The sequence below is a fragment of the Microbulbifer mangrovi genome, from assembly GCF_002009015.1.
GTDB classification, from domain to species: Bacteria; Pseudomonadota; Gammaproteobacteria; order Pseudomonadales; family Cellvibrionaceae; genus Microbulbifer; species Microbulbifer mangrovi.
The window spans coordinates 28,445-45,610 of record NZ_LZDE01000343.1 but is presented as its reverse complement, the minus strand read 5'-3'; the positions used below and the strand labels follow the sequence as shown (position 1 = coordinate 45,610).

The 17,166-nt window shown below is 58.2% G+C and carries 18 protein-coding genes; 10 read left to right on the top strand and 8 right to left on the bottom strand.

The features are described from left to right. Window positions 1–63 precede the first annotated feature (63 nt). Together B4U49_RS16570 and B4U49_RS16565 are read right to left on the bottom strand one after the other, a co-directional pair. Complete coding sequence (locus tag B4U49_RS16570) at window positions 64–552, bottom strand: nuclear transport factor 2 family protein (protein ID WP_078085716.1); 489 nt, start codon at window positions 550–552, stop codon at window positions 64–66. A gap of 63 nt (window positions 553–615) precedes the next feature. Then, window positions 616–1,758 carry a S1C family serine protease gene (locus tag B4U49_RS16565; RefSeq protein WP_239692679.1) on the bottom strand — a complete coding sequence of 381 codons (1,143 nt, stop codon included), beginning with the start codon at window positions 1,756–1,758 and terminating at the stop codon, window positions 616–618. Between the two features lie 165 nt (window positions 1,759–1,923). Between B4U49_RS16565 and sat the strand changes: the two genes are divergently transcribed. Further along, a complete protein-coding gene (sat, locus tag B4U49_RS16560; protein WP_204903069.1) occupies window positions 1,924–3,114 on the top strand; it encodes a sulfate adenylyltransferase in 1,191 nt (396 codons plus the stop codon). Window positions 3,115–3,213: 99 nt separating this feature from the next. Here sat and B4U49_RS16555 read toward each other — a convergent pair whose 3' ends face one another. After that, window positions 3,214–3,693, bottom strand: coding sequence for a Z-ring associated ZapG family protein (locus tag B4U49_RS16555; RefSeq protein WP_078085714.1), 480 nt, complete (start codon window positions 3,691–3,693; stop codon window positions 3,214–3,216). Between the two features lie 229 nt (window positions 3,694–3,922). Here B4U49_RS16555 and zapE point away from each other — a divergent pair, with 229 nt between their 5' ends. From zapE to B4U49_RS16515, 8 genes are all read left to right on the top strand, one after another. Beyond that, on the top strand, window positions 3,923–5,062 hold the full coding sequence (zapE, locus tag B4U49_RS16550; protein ID WP_239692678.1) for a cell division protein ZapE: 1,140 nt from the start codon (window positions 3,923–3,925) through the stop codon (window positions 5,060–5,062). A gap of 147 nt (window positions 5,063–5,209) precedes the next feature. Further along, complete coding sequence (rplM, locus tag B4U49_RS16545; protein WP_010132512.1) at window positions 5,210–5,638, top strand: 50S ribosomal protein L13; 429 nt, start codon at window positions 5,210–5,212, stop codon at window positions 5,636–5,638. 15 nt (window positions 5,639–5,653) lie between these two features. Beyond that, window positions 5,654–6,046, top strand: coding sequence for a 30S ribosomal protein S9 (rpsI, locus tag B4U49_RS16540; RefSeq protein WP_078085713.1), 393 nt, complete (start codon window positions 5,654–5,656; stop codon window positions 6,044–6,046). 501 nt (window positions 6,047–6,547) lie between these two features. Then, window positions 6,548–7,147, top strand: a complete 600-nt coding sequence (petA, locus tag B4U49_RS16535; RefSeq protein WP_078085712.1) for a ubiquinol-cytochrome c reductase iron-sulfur subunit — start codon at window positions 6,548–6,550, stop codon at window positions 7,145–7,147. Then, complete coding sequence (locus tag B4U49_RS16530; RefSeq protein WP_078085711.1) at window positions 7,144–9,345, top strand: ubiquinol-cytochrome c reductase; 2,202 nt, start codon at window positions 7,144–7,146, stop codon at window positions 9,343–9,345. The genes petA and B4U49_RS16530 overlap by 4 nt, the downstream gene beginning before the upstream one ends. 121 nt (window positions 9,346–9,466) lie before the next feature. Further along, window positions 9,467–10,096, top strand: a complete 630-nt coding sequence (locus B4U49_RS16525) for a glutathione S-transferase N-terminal domain-containing protein (protein WP_078085710.1) — start codon at window positions 9,467–9,469, stop codon at window positions 10,094–10,096. A gap of 23 nt (window positions 10,097–10,119) precedes the next feature. Continuing rightward, the gene (locus tag B4U49_RS16520) at window positions 10,120–10,512 is read left to right on the top strand and encodes a ClpXP protease specificity-enhancing factor (protein ID WP_078085709.1); all 393 of its coding nucleotides are present in this window, start codon (window positions 10,120–10,122) and stop codon (window positions 10,510–10,512) included. Window positions 10,513–10,733: 221 nt separating this feature from the next. Further along, window positions 10,734–11,357, top strand: a complete 624-nt coding sequence (locus tag B4U49_RS16515; protein ID WP_078085708.1) for a Yip1 family protein — start codon at window positions 10,734–10,736, stop codon at window positions 11,355–11,357. Window positions 11,358–11,449: 92 nt separating this feature from the next. Here the strand turns inward: B4U49_RS16515 and B4U49_RS16510 are convergent, their stop codons facing one another. Together B4U49_RS16510 and B4U49_RS16505 are read right to left on the bottom strand one after the other, a co-directional pair. Continuing rightward, window positions 11,450–13,456, bottom strand: coding sequence for a M48 family metallopeptidase (locus tag B4U49_RS16510; protein ID WP_078085707.1), 2,007 nt, complete (start codon window positions 13,454–13,456; stop codon window positions 11,450–11,452). 9 nt (window positions 13,457–13,465) lie between these two features. After that, window positions 13,466–14,062 (bottom strand): LemA family protein, encoded by a 597-nt coding sequence (locus tag B4U49_RS16505; RefSeq protein WP_078085706.1) that lies wholly within the window; start codon window positions 14,060–14,062, stop codon window positions 13,466–13,468. A 210-nt stretch (window positions 14,063–14,272) separates the two neighbouring features. Between B4U49_RS16505 and B4U49_RS16500 the strand changes: the two genes are divergently transcribed. Continuing rightward, a complete protein-coding gene (locus B4U49_RS16500) occupies window positions 14,273–15,463 on the top strand; it encodes an acetyl-CoA C-acyltransferase (protein WP_078085705.1) in 1,191 nt (396 codons plus the stop codon). A 109-nt stretch (window positions 15,464–15,572) separates the two neighbouring features. Here the strand turns inward: B4U49_RS16500 and B4U49_RS16495 are convergent, their stop codons facing one another. The 3 genes from B4U49_RS16495 to B4U49_RS16485 are packed head-to-tail and all read right to left on the bottom strand — an operon-like array spanning window position 15,573 to window position 17,157. After that, a complete protein-coding gene (locus tag B4U49_RS16495) occupies window positions 15,573–16,172 on the bottom strand; it encodes a BON domain-containing protein (RefSeq protein ID WP_078085704.1) in 600 nt (199 codons plus the stop codon). Window positions 16,173–16,175: 3 nt separating this feature from the next. Then, a complete protein-coding gene (locus B4U49_RS16490) occupies window positions 16,176–16,769 on the bottom strand; it encodes an SIS domain-containing protein (RefSeq protein ID WP_078085703.1) in 594 nt (197 codons plus the stop codon). A 28-nt stretch (window positions 16,770–16,797) separates the two neighbouring features. Then, complete coding sequence (locus B4U49_RS16485; protein WP_078085702.1) at window positions 16,798–17,157, bottom strand: YraN family protein; 360 nt, start codon at window positions 17,155–17,157, stop codon at window positions 16,798–16,800. Window positions 17,158–17,166: the final 9 nt, after the last annotated feature.

Below are 17,166 nucleotides of genomic sequence, written 5' to 3'. Positions count from 1 at the left end.
GCAGGTAAGTGCTAAAGCCGCGGTTCTATCCGCGGCTTTTTTGTTTGTCACCCCATGTGCGATTCAGGGGGCGGGGGCGGCCGGAATTTTCGTTGCCTGCCAGGCGACGGCGCGCCACTGGCCGTCACGTTTGATGAAGGTGCCGGTATTGAAGTATTCGCTTTCCGGTGTGTTTGCACCACCATTGCTATCCGCGGGTGATTTGTCTGCGATCAGTCTGAATGCCACCACCGCCATGTCACCGAATAGCCGGATATCGGTTTCTTCTGCGCGATACCGGACACTGTTTGGTTCGGGCTTTTCCCCTTCTTCCGCTTCGCTCTTTGCTGGGTGCATACCTTCGAGGATCTTCTGCTTGCCGAACCGCTGTCCGCTGGAACTGGTGTAAATCAGGTCGTCGGCCCAGAAGCGCTGGTGAACCCGGATGTCGCTCGCGGCGCCGGTCAGAAACCGGTCGAGCAGGGTTTGCAGTTCAGCGCGTTCGTCGGTCTCTCCGCTGGCGGTTCCGGCCATTAGCGCAAGCAGCAGTGGAATCCACAGTGTTTTCAGCATGATCAAACCCTTCCGTGTTCAGGTGTTGGTTGTGGTTTGCCGGAGAGCCGGTAACTGTCGGGATCAGTCCCTGGCTTGCGGCTGCGGTTTCTCCGATACCGTGGCCTGGGTTGTGCGAACCTCACGGTCGCGAATATAGGTAATGGTCACCACTTCGCCGGGTCTCAAGGTTGCCATGGCGGCGACCCCATGTTTGCCGTCGTTGATCGGATCACCGTTGATATGGGTGATCACGTCACCTGGCTTGAGGCCGGCCAGCGCTGCCGGGCCCTGGTTGTAAGTGGCGGTGATGATGACTCCGTTGGTGGAGGCCAGATTGAATGATCTCGCCAGCTGTGGCGAAAGGGTCTGGGCCTCGATGCCAAGCCAGCCGGGCACTACACGGCCGAACTCAATGATGTCCTGCATGATCTTGAGTGCAATATTGGCGGGAATCGCAAAGCTGATACCGCCGGTCGAGCCACTCTGGTTGAGGATTGAGGTGTTAATGCCAAGCAGTTTTCCGTAGGCATCTACCAGTGCACCGCCTGAATTGCCCGGGTTTACCGCAGCGTCGGTTTGCAGGAAATTCTGTAGATAGCTGCCGGTGCCAGTGCTCGCGAGGTCGCGCCCGGTTGCACTGATAATGCCCTGGGTGACCGTCTGCCCTACGCCGAAGGGGTTGCCGATGGCGAGGACTACGTCACCCACCTGGGCGTTGTCCGGGTCGCCGACTTCAATGGCGGTAAGGCCGTCCAGTTCAACTTTGAGTACCGCCAGGTCGAAGTCTGCATCCGAGCCCACCAGCTTGGCCTGTGCCTCGCGGCCGTCCGAAAGCACCACCGCAATTTCTTCAGCCCCTGAAACAACGTGGTAGTTGGTCAGAATGTAACCATTCGGATTCACGATCACCCCGGAGCCCAGGTTGGACTGCATCCGCTCCTGTTGCGGCAGGTTCATGTTGTCCAGCAGGCGTCGGTAAAGCGGATGGTTGTAGAGGGGGTGTCTGCGCTGAGGAACGGCCTTGCGGGTGAATATGTTGACCACCGCCGGGCCCGCCAGATTGACCGCGCTGGCATAGGATACCGGGCCCTGGAAACTCCCCACCGCGGGCGATTTCTCGGTCTGGCCCCGCAGGTGGGGGAACAGCAGCAGTAGCGCTGCGGCTACTGCGAGACCGATAAGGGCCGGGATGGCCCAGTCTTGCAAGAATCGTTGTAATGACACGGGGACTCCTTGATTTGGAGCCATTATACGTCTTTGAGTTCTGGTGTCCTCACCAAGCGTTCTAAGCTGCAGCACTGTTGGCGCTTGGTGCCAGCGCTGGAATCCGTATAATGTGGCGCTCAAAAATTCGATCCAATAATCTGTAACCAATCTCAGGAGTTCCGAATGTCCCTGGTTCGCCCACACGGCAGTGTCGAGCTGCAGCCCCGCTTTGTTTACGACAGTGAGCGCCACCATCAATTGATGCATGAGGCGGAATCCCTGCCGTCCATCGTGGTCAGCTCCGCCGCCGCGGCCAATGCGGTGATGCTGGGTGCTGGTTACTTTAACCCGCTGCACGGCTACATGAATCTGGCTGACTCCCTGAGTGTTGCAGAGTCCCTGCGTACCGTAGACGGTCTCTTCTGGCCGGTACCGGTGGTGAACATGGTGGAAGATACTTCCGCTATCGCCGGCGCCAAACGTATCGCACTGCGCGACCCCAACGTAGAGGGCAACCCGGTGCTGGCAGTGATGGATGTCGAAGCCATTGAAACCGTTAGCGACGAGCAGATAAACACCATGGCCGAGCACGTGTTCGGAACCCTGGACGACGCCCACCCGGGTGTGGCCACTTTCAAGGGTGCCGGTCGCCAGCTGATTTCCGGTCCGATCGAAGTGCTGAACTTCAGCTACTTCCAGGCAGACTTCCCGGATACATTCCGCACTGCGGTAGAAATCCGCAATGAATTCGTAGAGCACGGCTGGAGCAAGGTTGTTGCCTTCCAGACCCGCAACCCCATGCATCGCGCTCACGAAGAACTGTGCAAGATGGCACTGGAAGCGGTAGAGGCAGATGGTGTGCTCATCCATATGCTGCTGGGTCAGCTGAAGCCGGGCGATATCCCCGCACACGTACGCGACGCTGCGATCCGCAAAATGGTGGAAGACTACTTCCCCAAGAACACAGTAATGGTTACCGGTTACGGTTTTGACATGCTGTACGCTGGTCCGCGCGAAGCGGTACTGCACGCAGTATTCCGTCAGAACTGTGGTTGTAGCCACCTGATTGTTGGTCGCGACCACGCTGGCGTAGGTGACTACTACGGTGCGTTTGATGCCCAGACCGTTTTCGATGACAAGGTGCCTGAGGGCGCGCTGGAGATCGAGATCTTCCGTGCCGACCACACCGCCTACTCGAAGAAGCTGAATCGGGTTGTGATGATGCGCGATGTGCCGGATCACACCAAAGAGGACTTTATCCTGCTGTCCGGTACCAAGGTGCGCGAGATGCTGGGTAACGGTATCGCACCGCCCCCCGAATTCTCCCGCCCGGAAGTGGCCCAGATCCTGATGGACTACTACCAGAGCCTGTAATTCGCTGGTAGCAGACACAAAAAAGGCGGGGTCACCCCGCCTTTTTTGTGTCTGCAGTCTGGGCAGCCCGTTTGTGGGGGGGCAGCCTGAGCTTGTGTCTCAGCGGTTGACCGCGTCCTCTGTGGGTGGCGGGGTAACTGCTGGCGACGGCGCGCGGGCCTCTTTTTCCAGTCCGTAGTCTTCGGACAGGGTGCCTTTGGCACCCGGTTCCTTCGGAGCCCAGTCTCGCGGCGGGAGCACACTGAGGTTTTCGTCGTTGTCGCTCAGCTGGCCGCTGCCGGCCTCCAGCATCTGGCGGCCGATGTCCTGACTGGAAAGGCGCATGGCGCTATTGGCAAGATATTCGTGAACATCTTTGTAGCTCTGGGTCAGGTTGTGAACCAATTGGGCCGTCTGGTCAAAGTGTTCGTTCACCTGTAGCTGGAAGTCTTCCAGCTTGGTGTTCGCTTCTTTCAGGCGCAGTTCCAATTCCTGGGTGCGGTCGATGTTCTGGCGGCTGCGGGTGGCCAGAAAGGCCAGTAGGGCTCCGAGAGCGAGGCCGAATACGCCGACCAGAATTAAAACCGAAGTTGAGTGCACGTTACTTCCTCCTCAAGATAAATAGTGGCACCGGCCATCCATGACGGTGACCCTATTATACGCAATTACCCCGCGCGCGCCCGGTTTGGGTTTGTGCCAACGCGCGACGGATTTGGTAAAGTGCGCGCCATCGGGCCGGTATCTGGCCTTTCAAGCGGCTTCGGGGTTATGAGACCCCGCCTCCTTTCCGGCAATGTTGCCAGTTTCTACGAACGGTTTGAATGAATAAATGGTCACGGAACAGCACCCGTACGAGCCTGCGCACCTGACGCCCATGGAGCGTTACCAGCGCGACCTGCAGCGGCCGGATTTTGTCGAGGACCCGGCTCAGCGCGCGGCAGTGGAAGAATTGCAGGATCTGTATGAGCGCCTGCTGACAGTTCAGGGGGCGAGTAGCGGCGTAGTCGGTCGCCTGCGCCGTTTGTGGAAACGCGACAGTCGTCCGGAGAAGGGGCTGTATTTCTGGGGTGGAGTGGGGCGCGGCAAAACCTACCTGATGGATGCTTTTTTTGAGGCGCTGCCGTTTGCGCGCAAGCAGCGCACGCATTTCCATCGATTTATGCGCGATGTCCATCGCCAGCTGAAATCCCTGGCGGGGGAAAAGAACCCGCTGGACAAAGTTGCGGATCGGATCGCCGAGCGCGCGCGGGTGCTGTGTTTCGATGAGTTCTTTGTGTCCGATATTACCGATGCAATGATTCTCGCCAATCTGTTGCAGGCGCTGTTCGACCGCGGCGTTACCCTGGTGGCTACCTCCAATATTATTCCCGAAGGTCTATATAAGGATGGCTTGCAGCGTGCCCGCTTCCTGCCGGCCATCGATCTGCTGCTGGAACACACCAAAGTTGTCAATGTGGACAACGGGGTCGATTACCGCTTGCGGGCGCTGGAAATGGCGGAGCTCTACCACGCCCCGCTGGACAAAGAGGCTGATGAGAGCCTGAAGCGATCCTTTGCCAGTCTGATGGTGGAGGGTTGTGAAGTGCGGGAGCGGGTTTCGCTGGATATCGAAGGGCGTCCGATTGTCGCCAACCGGGTTGCCGACGACGTCGCCTGGTTCGAGTTCACCGAACTGTGCGACGGTCCGCGCTCCCAGAATGATTACATCGAGCTGGCGCGCGAGTTTCACACAGTGCTACTGGCCAACGTTCCACAAATGGATGGGCGCATGGAGAGTCAGGCGCGCCGTTTTATCAATCTGATCGACGAGTTCTATGACCGCTGCGTCAAACTTGTGGTGTCTGCAGCGGAGCCGATCGAGTCCCTATATGGAGGGAGGCAGCTGCGCTTCGAGTTTGATCGAACCATCAGCCGCTTGCAGGAAATGCAGTCGCGAGAGTATCTGGCGCGGCCCCACCGTCCGGAATAGGGTGGAGCGGGCTCCGGGAGTTGACGGTTCCCGCTGGTCACATAATGGTCAAATTTGGGCTTGAAATGCCCTGAGCGCTTATGTAGTATTCGCGCTCTTTTCGTGGGACGGCTCCATTTCCGGGGCCACATACAGGTGTTTTATAACATGAAGACTTACAGTGCCAAGCCGGAAGCGGTAACTCGCGACTGGTACATTGTTGACGCTGCGGATAAGACTCTCGGCCGTATTTCCGCCGAGATCGCTCACCGCCTGCGCGGCAAGCACAAGCCTGAATACACGCCCCACGTGGACACCGGCGATTACATCGTTGTGATCAACGCCGAGAAGGTCCGCGTGACCGGCAACAAGGCCAAAGACAAGATCTACCACAGCCACTCCGGCTACCCTGGTGGTCTGAAATCCATCAGCTTTGAGAAGCTGATCGACAAGGCGCCTGAGCGCACTATCCAAAGTGCGGTTAAAGGCATGCTCCCGAAAGGCCCTCTGGGTCGCGCCATGTTCAAGAAACTGAAGGTGTACAAGGGTAGCGAACATCCTCATGCGGCGCAGCAGCCGATTGAACTGTCGATCTAAACGGAAAGCATTCTCATGGCAACAACTCAATATTACGGTACCGGCCGTCGCAAGACCTCCACTGCTCGTGTATTCATTCAGCAGGGTGAAGGCAAAATCAGCGTAAACGGTCGTACCCTGGACGAATACTTCGGCCGCGAAGTGGCGCGCATGATCGTGCGTCAGCCGCTGGAAATGGTCGATATGGTCGAAAAATTTGACATCAATGTTACTGTGAAGGGCGGCGGTTCCTTCGGTCAGGCGGGTGCTATCCGTCACGGCCTGACCCGCGCTCTGATGCAGTACGATGAGTCCCTGCGTCAGCCGCTGCGTGCAGCCGGTTACGTGACTCGCGATGCGCGTGCTGTTGAACGTAAGAAAGTCGGTCTGCGCAAAGCGCGTAAGAAGCCGCAATTCTCCAAGCGTTAAGCGAGAATTACTTTATTTTTGGGCCCGGCAAATGCCGGGCTTTTTTTTGCCTGCAGGGCTTTCCGCGCACTGTGCTGCAGGTCTTGTTTGTTTAAAATGCCGCCAGTTCGCCGCGAGGTTGCCGGTGTTCCCTTCCGGTTTCGCCTTGTATAGGTTTGGCATTTTCTTTAACATTGCGCGAATTTCTATCCGCTTGCACTTGGGGTTTGGCTACTTTGTTCTATGGTCAAGCGAGCGGGCCAGTTGTAGGGGAGTTTCTGATTTAAGTCTCTGATTTGCAGTGGTAGCTCGATTGCCGCTGTGCGGGTGCTCTGTTCTCTCTGGTATTGAACCGTTGGGGCTGCACCGTCGCTGCCATTTGCGGGTTACCCTGAGTCACCGCACATGCTGGCCAGACAGATTTATCGCAGAAGGTTTCCGGAATTTTTGGGTTTGGGCCAGTCAGCCTCGGGCTTGCGTTGATGCAGGTTATGCGGGGCGCTGTGATGGGAGAACTACGTCATGAGTGATGACGGTGTAAATGTGGGGCGTCGCAGATTTCTGACCGCTGCCACCTCAGTTGTAGGTGGTGCTGGCGCGGTTGGGGTCGCTGTACCTTTTGTCGCCTCCTGGAATCCGAGCGCCAAGGCAAAAGCCGCCGGCGCGCCAGTCAAATACAATATCAGCAAACTGGAGCCGGGCCAGATGGTCACCGTCGAGTGGCGCGGCAAGCCGGTGTACGTGGTGCGCCGGACCCAGGAGTCCCTGGATAACCTCGTCAAAGTGGATCCGCTGCTGCGCGATCCCCAGTCAGCTGAATCCAATCAGCCTGCTTACGTCGATCCTGAAAATCGTGCCATCAAGGCCCAGACTCTGGTTCTGGTCGGTCTCTGTACCCACCTGGGTTGCGCACCGATGTACCGCCCGGAAGTGGGTGCTGCAGACCTCGGTGGCAGCGAGTGGATGGGCGGTTTCTTCTGCCCCTGTCACGGTTCCAAATACGATTTGGCCGGCCGTGTGTACAAGGGCGTTCCTGCGCCGACCAACCTGGATGTACCGCCGTACTCCTATGAAAGTGACGACGTCATCGTAATTGGTGTGGATCAGGAGGGCGCCGTATGAACTGGTTAACCGCATTGGGTGATTGGGTCGATCAGCGCCTGCCGATCTACCGCGCGTGGGATACCCACATGGGCAAGTATTACGCGCCCAAGAACTTCAACCTCTGGTACTTCTTCGGCGTACTGTCGATGCTGGTACTGGTGAACCAGCTGCTGACCGGTATCTGGCTGGTCATGAGCTACAACCCTTCCGCGGAAGGGGCCTTCGCCTCCGTTGAATACATCATGCGTGATGTCGAAATGGGGTGGATTATCCGCTACCTGCACTCCACCGGCGCCTCGGCGTTTTTCGTGGTGGTCTACCTGCATATGTTCCGCGGCCTGATGTACGGCTCTTACAAGCCGCCGCGTGAGCTGGTGTGGATCTTCGGCATGTGTATCTATCTGGTCCTGATGGCGGAAGCCTTCATGGGGTACGTGCTGCCGTGGGGCCAGATGTCCTACTGGGGGGCACAGGTGATCGTATCCCTGTTTGGCGCTATTCCCGGTATCGGTGAAGACCTGGTGCAGTGGATTCGCGGTGACTACCTGATCTCCGGTATTACCCTGACACGCTTCTTCTCTTTGCACGTGATTGCGCTGCCGCTGGTACTGGTGCTGCTGGTTGTGCTGCACATCCTGGCGCTGCACGAAGTGGGTTCCAACAACCCGGACGGCATCGAGATTAAAAAGAACAAAGATGAAAACGGCGTGCCGCTGGACGGCGTTGCCTTCCATCCGTACTACACCGTGCACGACCTGGTTGGTATTGCGGTATTCCTGTTCGCATTCTGTGTGGTGGTGTTCTTCTTCCCGGAAATGGGCGGTTTCTTCCTCGAATACGCCAACTTTGAAGAGGCGAACCCGCTGAAGACGCCGGAACACATTGCCCCGGTATGGTACTTCACGCCGTTCTACGCTGTGCTGCGTGCAGTGACCATGGACATCGGTCCGCTGACTGCCAAGTTCCTCGGCCTGGTGGCCATGGGTGCGGCCATTGCGGTCCTGTTTGTATTGCCCTGGCTCGACAAGAGCCCGGTAAGGTCCATCCGCTACAAGGGTATTCTGCCGAAAGTCCTGCTGCTGGTGTTTGCCGCGGTGTTCATCATCCTGGGCTATCTGGGTGTGAAGTCTCCGACCCCCGGACGTAATTTCCTGGCGCAGGTAGCGACCCTGTTCTACTTCGCGTTCTTTGTAACCATGCCGATCTGGACCAATCCGACCACCCGTAAAGGGTTGGCGTCCTGGATCGTCAGCGGTGCCTTCGCCTTCATGTTCCTGTGGATGGCCCTGGTCAACTGGAAAGCGAGCCTGTTTGTCTGCGCAGTATCGCTGTTGTTTGCAGTCTTCTTCGCGGTACTTCCGTGGCTGACCAACCGCGATGCAGTGCATCCGGAGCCGGCTCGTGTTACCAGTCCGTCTGGCAGCAAGTCCTTCATTCTGTTGGTGGGTGGCTTTATCACTGTTGCGCTGCTGGCGTTTGTGCCGATCAAGGCGGTAGGTGCGGAGAGCTCTGTTGAGTTGGACCACATCAACATCGATCTGGCTGACAAACCCTCCCTGCAGCGCGGCGCCAAGTATTTCGTCAACTACTGCATGGGTTGTCACAGTGCGAACTTCTCCCGCTGGGAGCGTGTCGCTACCGATCTGGATATCCCGAATGAGTTGATGCTGCAGAATCTGGTGCTGGGCGACGACAAAATCGGCGACCTGATGGAAATCTCCATGCGCCCGGATGACTCCAAGGTGTGGTTTGGTGCCGCGCCCCCGGACCTGACCCTGGTTGCACGCGCACGCTCTCCTGAATGGCTTTACACTTACCTGCGAAGCTTCTACAAGGACGAAAGCCGTCCGACCGGGGTGAACAACAAGGTGTTTCCCAATGTGGGCATGCCGCACGTGCTGATGGAGCTCCAGGGTCTGCCTGAATGTGCACCCGGTCCCAAGCGCGATCACGGCAAGGTGGTGCGCGATGAGTTGGGTAACCCGATCATGGATGCCAACTGCGGTAGCCTGAAGGTCAACAAGGTGAAGGGCTCCATGGACGACGTGGAGTACGATCAGGCGGTGTACGACCTGGTGAACTTCATGGAATACGTTGCGGAACCTATGGCGGAATCCCGCAAACGTATCGGCTTCTATGTGCTGGCGTTCATTCTGGTGTTCTTTATCTTTGCCTGGCTGCTGAATCGCGAATACTGGAAAGATATTCACCACTAAGCGATAGCCAGCAGTTTTTCCGGGTGGTGGGCGGCCGGTTTTCCGGTTCAGCCCAGCCGCCCGGTTTCCGTTTTGAAAAAGGTCGGATTAACACCGGCCGGTAGATTGAGGTAGTTCCACAATGGGTGTGCCCACTAACAAGCGCTCCTCCATGACCTTCTTTTCCGATGGTCGTTGTCACTTTAGCCACCGGGTGCGTATCGTCCTGGCGGAGAAAGGTGTTTCCGTTGATATCATTGATGTAGATCCAGACGACAAGCCGTCGGAGCTCGCAGACCTCAACCCGTACAACTCTCTGCCCACCCTGGTGGATCGCGATCTGGTGCTGTTCGAAACCAAGGTGATGATGGAGTATCTGGACGAGCGCTTCCCGCATCCGCCGCTACTGCCGGTTTACCCGGTAGCTCGTGCGCAGAGCCGTCAGATCATGCATCGTATCGAGCGCGACTGGTGTCCGCTGGTAGACAAGATCCTCGCCGGCGGCAAAGATGTGGCTGCCGCTCGCAAAGAGCTTCGCGACAGCCTGGTGGGCATTGCGCCGATGTTTACCGACCTGCCGTACTTCTTTAACGAGGAGTTCTCGCTGGTGGACTGCTGTATGGCCCCCCTGTTGTGGCGTCTGGACCAGCTGGAAATCGCGCTGCCCAAGACCAAACAGGCCAAGCCGCTGTTGGACTACATGGATCGCCTGTTCGCACGGGAAGCATTCCAGCAGAGTCTGACCGAATTTGAGCGCGAAATGCGCTCTTGAGGTGCTGATTGAATAAGCCGCCGATGACCCCGAATCGCCCCTATCTGTTGCGGGCGTTCTATGAGTGGATTACCGACAACAAGTGCACCCCGTACCTGTTGGTGGACACCCATATGAACGGTGTGCTGGTTCCCCAGCAGCACGTGAATGAAGATGGGCAGATTGTCCTGAATGTCTCTGAAACCGCGGTGATGGGACTGACCATGGACAACTATGCTATCCGCTTCAACGCGCGCTTCGGCGGTGTACCTACCGACATCCAGGTGCCGGTAGGGGCGGTAGTTGGCATCTATGCCCGGGAAAACGGGCAGGGTATGGTATTCGAACCGGAAGAAACGCCGGAACCGCCGGAGCCGACCCCGCCAACCACGCTCAAAAAGCCATCCAAAAAGCCCTCTCTGCGGGTGGTCAAGTAACGCTACCCGTCAGTGGCTGTGCGCCCCGGTCAGTGCCGGGGTTTGCACTGTCTCGGCCCTCGAGTTTTGTCTGCGCCCGCAGATTCCCGTCGCGGAACTCTTTTCCTGCTCTACTTCGGTGCTTGCTGGCGTAAAAGTTGACGCCTTATTCCTGTTATCGATTGGTGAATTGGCGGTGGTCTTCCGATACTGCAATCAAGCAGTGCGTAGGAGAGACTCGCGTGAGATTACTAAGCCATACCATCGGCATTTTTACCAACCCGGACAAAGAGTGGCAGGCGATTCGCGCCGATAAGCACTCGTTTCTACAAGTATTCTTCAGCCATGTGCCGATTCTGGCGCTGATTCCCTGTATTGCGGGGTATATCGGCGTTACCCAGGTCGGGTTCGAGCTCGGCGGCCATGTATCCAAGCTCACCCCTGCCAGTGGGGGTAGCCTTGCGGTGATTACCTACATCGCGCTGCTGGTCGGGATCTACCTGGTGGGCGAGTTTATAAACTGGATGGCCAAGGCCTACGGGGTCGAGGGCGATGAGCCCACGCGGCATTACGAGGGCACCGCGTTGGCGGTTTTCATTACCACGCCGGTGCTGCTGGCGGGGATCGTAATGCTCTATCCCCATCTGTGGCTGGTGGTGACTGTGATGGGGCTTGCGGGAATCTACTCGGTTTACCTTTTGTACGAGGGTATACCGATCCTGATGAATATGAGTAAAGAGCGTGCTTTTCTGTACGCAAGTGCCGTGCTTACCATCGGGCTGGTGGGGCTGGTCACCATTATGATTTGCTCAGTTATCATTTGGACCATGGGTGTTGGTCCTGTTTACCAGCATCTCTACACCTAGCGGACAGAATCAAGATTTCCGCAGACATGAAGAAGCCGGCTTAACGCCGGCTTCTTGCGTTTCACTAATTCAAATCTTGCGGTTGGGGCTGCTCAGGCAGCGGTTGTATCTGCCGTCGGCGCAGTGGCGGTGGTGATGCCGTTCAGGGCGACCGGTGGCATGGGGCAATCGAGGCAGTCTGCAATTGCCCGAAGTAATTCCACCTCTGTGCCTTCAACCACACCGTCGTGGGCCAGGGTTACGGCGAGGGATTTGAGAAATGCGGGCTTTTTCAGCGGCGCGGTACCCGAGGCGATCGCCAGTGCCTTGTCCAGTCTCTGCAGGGTGATGTCACTGCGAGCGGGCAGGGTGGTGGGCGATAACCCCAGATGTGTCTGCCCCGCGTCGTAGGCGCGGCGGGCATCCAGATAGGCCTCGTGACCCGCGTGGGCCATGGTGGCCAGGAGAAATCTATGCGCGTCGCTGATGCTCTTGGCGCTACCGTTACCGGCTTTGCGCTGAAAATCCGGTGCGCCCTCCAGGCCGTGCATCAGTACCCGGTAGAGCGCCCATTCCCAGATTTCTATCTTGCCATCCGCACGCAACAGCTTGATCACGTTGCGTTTGAAGATCTGGTACTGCTGGGGCGCCAGTGCCTTGAGTGCCGGTATGCACAGGTCGAGCAGTGGCAGTCGGCAATCCACGGGCAGCTGTTTGAGCGCCGGTCCAATTTTGGTGTATTCCCGCAGTACAGCCGGGTGCGCTGCGCTGGCCAGGATGTCGCGCTGTAGTGCCTGCTGTTCCGGCGCTATCAACAGGCCGTATACCAGGGCGCGGGCGACAAACGGATCATGGGCTGCGGCTTTGAGGTCCGCCGGAACCCGGGACAGCAGCTCGCGTCCCAGGGCCATATGCCCTGCGGACGGGGAGGCAATATTGTTGTCGACGGTTTCCAGTACCTGGCCTAACTGGGCCTGATACGGATTGCCGGTGTCGGCAGGCGCGGTCATCGGGGGAGCCTGTATTGCCTCGTGCAGCTGCGATACCTGCTCGCCAGCGGTGGGGCGCGCCGCTTCGGTAAGATCCGAAGCCGGTTGCGATCCTTGTACCTGTGCACTCCAGCCCTGCCAGCCGGGGTCCAGTCTGCTGATACGTGCAGCCAGTGGCGGGTGCGTGGCGAACATCCCAAGTAGTGAGTGTTTCAGGCTACTCGCGAAATACATGTGGCTGAATTCGCTGGCGTTTGCGGCGTGCAGGTTGGAGCCCGCTGTGTAGTTGCCAATTTTTTTCAGCGCACCGGCGATTCCCTGATTGCTGCGGGTGAATTGCACGGCCGAGGCATCCGCCAGATATTCCCGCTGGCGGCTCACTGCCGACTTGATCAGGTTGCCGAAAAAGGTGCCGGTGTACCCGATCACCACCAGTCCAGCGCCGATGCCCAAGGCGGCCGCGCGCCCCCGATTATCGCGTCCGCCGCTCCAGTAGCTGCCGCGCAGCAGCCAGCTGCCCAGCAAGCCGATGATCAGGATGCCGTGCAGCAGGCCGACAATGCGTAAGTTGAGGCGCATGTCGCCATTGAAGATATGACTGAACTCGTGGGCCACAACACCCTGCAACTCGTCCCGGTTGAGTTGTTCAATACAGCCGCGGGTGAGTCCGACCACGGCATCGGCGGGCTTGTAGCCGGCGGCAAACGCGTTGATTGCGTCGTCTTCGATGATGTAGACATCCGGCACCGGGGTCCCGGATGCGAGCGCCATCTCTTCCACCACATTCAGGGCGCGCTGTTCCGCGAGGCCTGAGGGGGAAATATTGATCTTCTTTCCCCCCAGGGATTCCGCCACTGCGCGCCCTCCGGCCGCTAATTGACGCAGGCGGAACGCCGTCGCCACGGCAATAATCGCGGCGATGGTCACCGCAATGCCGGCCACCGTGTGCCATCCCAGGTTGCCCAACATGGCGCCGACAGAAGCGGCCGAGCCCTGTCCTCGGGAGTAGTGGGTCAGCACGGCAATAAACAGGGTGGTAATGGCGATCAGACCGAGCACTGCCGCCGCGAACAGCGCGACCAGCAGGGTGGAATTGCGCCGGGCTTTGTCCTGATATTCAAAAAAGTTCATGGCAGCGCGTCAGAATTGGACTTTGGGGGCAGCCTGGAAGACTTCAGAATCGGCAAATTCCAGCAGCTTGCCGTTCTCACGGTGGCCGAAGAAGCCGGCAAAGAAGACCGGGGGGAAGCTCTGGCGGAAGGTGTTGTATGCGGTCACCCCGTCGTTGAATGCCTGGCGCGCAAAGGACACCTTGTTCTCTGTGCTGGTCAGTTCTTCCATTACTTGCTGAACGGTCTGGTTGGCCTTCAGATCCGGATAGGCCTCCATGACCACGTTCAGTCGACCCAGGGCGTTGGCCAGAACCCCCTCGGCGTTGCCGAGGTCTGCCATGGCCGCGGCGGAGCCCGGGTTACTGGCGGCGGCTTTCAGGCCGGCCAGCGCCGAGTTACGCGCACTGATCACTGCTTCCAGGGTCTCCCGCTCGTGCTTTAGGTAGGCCTTGGCAGATTCCACCAGGTTAGGGATCAGGTCGTAGCGACGCTTGAGTTGCACCTCGATCTGGGCAAACGCGTTTTCATAGCGGTTCTTGAGGGATACAAGCTTGTTGTAAATGCTGATGATGTAAAACGCCAGCGCAGCCAGAATTACCAGCCAGACGATGGTTGAAACTTCCATGGGTGCAGTCTTCCTGTTGTCAAAGGTCAGTCTTGTCGGGGGGATCGGTTTATCCCTAATTTGCGCCTGATACTACCATGGACAATACAACGAAAGGTGGATAGGCGAAGCCCCCCCGGGATGGGGTATAATCTGCCGCGAAAATACGAGTCGCCGCAATGCTGGTCAGCTTTTTGTGGCGTTTGCCGTTAAATCTGGAGTGATTACAGCATGAGCGAGCAAGTTACAGACCCCGTGGTCATTGTAGGAATATCCCGCACACCCATGGGCGCGATGCAGGGCGCACTGTCGGGTCTGAGTGCCCCCGAGCTGGGCGCGGTTGCCATCCGCGGCGCGCTCGCGGACGCCGGTGTGGCGGCTGCCGATGTGGATGAGGTATTGATGGGTTGTGTGCTGCCGGCCGGCCTCGGCCAGGCTCCGGCGCGCCAGGCTTCCCTGGGGGCAGGTATCCCCGAGGGCACCCCGACCACCACCGTCAACAAGGTGTGCGGTTCGGGCATGAAAACCGTCATGATGGCCCGCAACGCACTGCTCTCAGGAGACGCGAAAGTTGTCGTTGCTGGCGGTATGGAGAGCATGAGCAATGCGCCCTACCTACTGCCCAAGGCACGTGCCGGTATGCGTTTGGGACACGGTGAAGTACTCGATCACATGTTTACCGATGGCCTGGAAAACGCCTATGACGGTCAGCTGATGGGCAACTTTGCCGAGTGTACCGCCGACAAATACACATTTACCCGCGAGGAGCAGGATGCGTTCGCGCTGGAGTCACTGGCGCGCGCCAATGCGGCTATCGAGAGCGGTGCTTTCGAGCGCGAAATTACGCCGGTTACCGTCTGTTCCCGCAAGGGCGAGGTGGAAGTGTCCGTGGACGAAGGGCCCGGTAGCGCCCGTCCTGACAAAATTCCGCAACTGCGTCCGGCTTTCCGCAAGGATGGTACCGTTACTGCGGCCAATGCCAGCTCGATTTCCGACGGGGCAGCGGCGCTGGTACTGATGCGCGAGAGCGAAGCGAAGGCGCGCGGCATCCGTATTCTGGCGGTATTGAAAGGGCAGAGCCAGTTCGCCCACGAGCCGGAGTGGTTTACCACAGCACCGGTGTCGGCGATGGCCAACCTGCTGGAGAAAGCTGGCTGGAGCGCCGCAGATGTGGATCTTTTCGAGATCAACGAAGCTTTCGCCGTGGTCACCATGGCGGCAATGAAAGAGCTGGATCTGCCGCGGGACAAGGTCAACGTCAATGGCGGTGCCTGTGCGCTCGGCCATCCGCTCGGCGCCAGCGGTGCGCGGGTCATCGTGACCCTGCTTGCTGCACTGGAAAATCGCGACCTGAAACGCGGCGTAGCGAGCCTTTGTATCGGCGGTGGTGAGGCAACAGCGGTAGCTGTGGAGCGCCCGTAAGCCGGTTTGGATAGCAGCCCGGTTTTACGGGCTGCTTATCCGCATCATTTGCGCAATAAAAAACGGAGGCTCAGGCCTCCGTTTTTTATTGCGCGAACTATCTGGAATATCAGTCGATATATTCCACAGCCTTCACTACTTTCTGCACACCGCCCACGGTGCGTGCCTTTTCTGCGGCATTTTCCGCTTCGTGGCGAGTGAGCAGTCCCATCAGGTACACCACGCCATTTTCGGTGATCACTTTGATGCGGCCGCTGTCGATTTCCTTGTCGGTCATCAACACACTTTTTACTTTTGTGGTCAGCCAGGTATCGCTGGTGCGGGCGAGCACGGACGTGGTGCCGCGTACCTGGATTTCATTGTAGACCTGACGTACAGAGTGCACCTGCTGTGCGGTGCCACCCGCCAGGTTGCGCAGTTCGTTACTGGACACCTGGCCGGTGAGCAGTACTACCCCGTTGAAACTGGTTACGTCGATATTTGCCACCTTCAACTGCGGGTGCGCCTTGCCGATATTGACCTTGGTGATGGTTTCCAGCTGTTGGTCATCGATATAGGTGCCGAAAGTGCGCTCGCCCGGGTCCGGTTGAATGGGGCCGTCGTGGGTGGCGTCGAGTACCGTTGCGCAACCACTCACGAGGGAAAGGGCGCAGGCAGCAATGGTCAGCTTTAATGGGGTCAAAGATGGTTTACCTGTATTCAATTGCATGGATCATTCCTCATATCCGCCAAACAGGCTGCTGTCGATAAGATCGCACAGACAGAACAGGGTTAGCAGGTGGACCTGGTGTACCTCGGATGCGACCGGTGACGGTACACGCAGTTCGATATCGTGCACATCCAGCAGGGCGGTGCAGTCGCCGTCTGTCTCGCCGCCGGTGAGCGCGAGCACGCCCATATCCCGGTCGTGTGCGGCGCGCACTGCCTGAACCAGATTGGAATCGCTGCCGTGAGTACTGATGATCACCAGCAGATCTCCCGGCTGCCCCAGCGCCCTGATCTGGCGAGCGTAGGACTCTGCGCGACCGTGATTGCGCGCTACCGTACCGGTGGTGATGGCGTCCCCGTTCAGCGCTAGCGCAGGAAGCCCGGGGCGTTCGCGCTCGAAGCCACCCATCAATTGTGCGGAAAAGCTTTGCGCCAAGGCACCGCTGAGACCGTTGCCACAGATCAGGAGTTTGTTTTCTGCCAGCAGTGTGTGCACGATCATTTCGCTGGCTTCGGCAATCAGCGGTGCCAAAAGTTCACCGGCATTCATTGTTGCTTCAATGCTGTGGTGAAACAGCGTTACAACTCTCTGTTCCATTTACTCTGTGGTTTCCATCTGGATGAGCCTATTGCCCGAAGGCGTTTTGAATCCAATCGATATTCAGGGATTCGTTTCGTTCGCCCCGCTCGATGGTGATGACATCAAACCGGCAGGGGCAGTCAATTTTACGATATTGCAGATAACCATTGGCGGTGGCCAGCAATTTACGCTGTTTGCGGAAATCCACCGAAACGCCGGCACCGCCAAAGTTGCGGTTGCGCCGATAGCGGACCTCAACAAAAACCAGCGTATTGCCGTCGCGCGCGATAAGGTCAATCTCCCCGAAACGGCCGCGGAAGTTGCGCTCCACAACACGCAGGCCGGCACCGGTGATATGTCGCTCGGCGACGGCCTCCATGTGGTTGCCAATACTGGTGGTATCCATGGAATTCCC

Coding starts and splice junctions, on each gene's coding strand:
- rpsI (WP_078085713.1), top strand. CDS start 5,654: ATGGCAACAACTCAATATTACGGTACCGGCCGTCGCAAGACCTCCACT.
- B4U49_RS16495 (WP_078085704.1), bottom strand. CDS start 16,172: ATGCAATTGAATACAGGTAAACCATCTTTGACCCCATTAAAGCTGACC.
- B4U49_RS16525 (WP_078085710.1), top strand. CDS start 9,467: ATGGGTGTGCCCACTAACAAGCGCTCCTCCATGACCTTCTTTTCCGAT.
- B4U49_RS16505 (WP_078085706.1), bottom strand. CDS start 14,062: ATGGAAGTTTCAACCATCGTCTGGCTGGTAATTCTGGCTGCGCTGGCG.
- petA (WP_078085712.1), top strand. CDS start 6,548: ATGAGTGATGACGGTGTAAATGTGGGGCGTCGCAGATTTCTGACCGCT.
- B4U49_RS16490 (WP_078085703.1), bottom strand. CDS start 16,769: ATGGAACAGAGAGTTGTAACGCTGTTTCACCACAGCATTGAAGCAACA.
- rplM (WP_010132512.1), top strand. CDS start 5,210: ATGAAGACTTACAGTGCCAAGCCGGAAGCGGTAACTCGCGACTGGTAC.
- B4U49_RS16570 (WP_078085716.1), bottom strand. CDS start 552: ATGCTGAAAACACTGTGGATTCCACTGCTGCTTGCGCTAATGGCCGGA.
- B4U49_RS16510 (WP_078085707.1), bottom strand. CDS start 13,456: ATGAACTTTTTTGAATATCAGGACAAAGCCCGGCGCAATTCCACCCTG.
- B4U49_RS16530 (WP_078085711.1), top strand. CDS start 7,144: ATGAACTGGTTAACCGCATTGGGTGATTGGGTCGATCAGCGCCTGCCG.
- sat (WP_204903069.1), top strand. CDS start 1,924: ATGTCCCTGGTTCGCCCACACGGCAGTGTCGAGCTGCAGCCCCGCTTT.
- B4U49_RS16500 (WP_078085705.1), top strand. CDS start 14,273: ATGAGCGAGCAAGTTACAGACCCCGTGGTCATTGTAGGAATATCCCGC.
- zapE (WP_239692678.1), top strand. CDS start 3,923: ATGGTCACGGAACAGCACCCGTACGAGCCTGCGCACCTGACGCCCATG.
- B4U49_RS16485 (WP_078085702.1), bottom strand. CDS start 17,157: ATGGATACCACCAGTATTGGCAACCACATGGAGGCCGTCGCCGAGCGA.
- B4U49_RS16520 (WP_078085709.1), top strand. CDS start 10,120: ATGACCCCGAATCGCCCCTATCTGTTGCGGGCGTTCTATGAGTGGATT.